The organism is Levilactobacillus enshiensis (assembly GCF_007115095.1).
GTDB lineage: Bacteria > Bacillota > Bacilli > Lactobacillales > Lactobacillaceae > Levilactobacillus > Levilactobacillus enshiensis.
In genome coordinates, this window is the sequence record NZ_SULH01000022.1 from 5,077 (window position 1) to 5,988 (window position 912).

At 37.7% G+C, this 912-nt stretch carries 1 protein-coding gene; it reads left to right on the forward strand.

Annotation, left to right across the window (positions count from 1 at the left end; genetic code table 11):
- The first annotated feature begins 74 nt into the window (after nucleotides 1-74).
- Nucleotides 75-659 carry a recombinase family protein gene (locus tag FAY32_RS14085; protein WP_143464093.1) on the forward strand — a complete coding sequence of 195 codons (585 nt, stop codon included), beginning with the start codon at nucleotides 75-77 and terminating at the stop codon, nucleotides 657-659.
- The last annotated feature ends 253 nt before the right edge of the window (nucleotides 660-912 follow it).

The window sequence follows — 912 nt, forward strand, 5'->3', positions numbered from 1 at the left end:
TTGGTCTTTTTTATTTCTGTGCTATACTAGGAATTACAAGTGTTCATTAGAACTGTCCAAAAGGAGAATTGGAAATGGCTAAAATCGGTTATGCGCGTGTGAGTTCCAAGGAGCAACATTTAGATCGACAGTTAGCGGCTTTAAAAGACGTTGATAAATTATTTACGGATAAATTAAGTGGGGCTAACACTAATCGGCCAGAACTGCAAAAAATGCTGGCCTATATTCGTGAGGGTGATATTGTAATGGTCACTGAATTAGATCGCTTAGGCAGAAACAACCATGATTTGACTAAGATCATGAACTCTATTCAAAATAAGGGTGCCACCCTAGATGTGTTAAATTTGCCGTCCATGACAGGGATTGCTGACCCAAATTTACGTCAACTGATGACCAACTTGATTATTGAACTCTATAAGTATCAGGCCGAAAGTGAACGTAAACGAATCATTGAGCGCCAGCAACAAGGGATTGCCTTAGCTAAGCAGCAGGGTAAATATCATGGGCGCAAACCCCAATATGCCAAAGATGATCCCCGTTTGCAACATGCTTTTAAGCTTTATCGAGCTGGCATGAGTGACATTGATGTGTCCCGAAATACAGGTATTAAACGGACGACCTTTATCAGATATCGCAAAAAGTTTAATATAAAAAGATGAGACTTATATGTCAGATAAATTAAAAACCGTTTTTTATGAGCAGCAAAACTATTTTGAGAAAATGATGGGAATCATGTTAGAGTGGTATCATTTATTAATCGGAATGCAAACAACTGTGCTCAACATAGTTCTGAAAGTGTTTGTTGTTCCATTCTTCGAGAGAGCGTAAAATATCTTGTGTAAACGCACAAAAGATTTCTAAATTGTATAGAAATAGGGAATGCCTTCCCTTATGATATTTAGTAACCACAGA

Coding starts and splice junctions, on each gene's coding strand:
- FAY32_RS14085 (WP_143464093.1), top strand. CDS start 75: ATGGCTAAAATCGGTTATGCGCGTGTGAGTTCCAAGGAGCAACATTTA.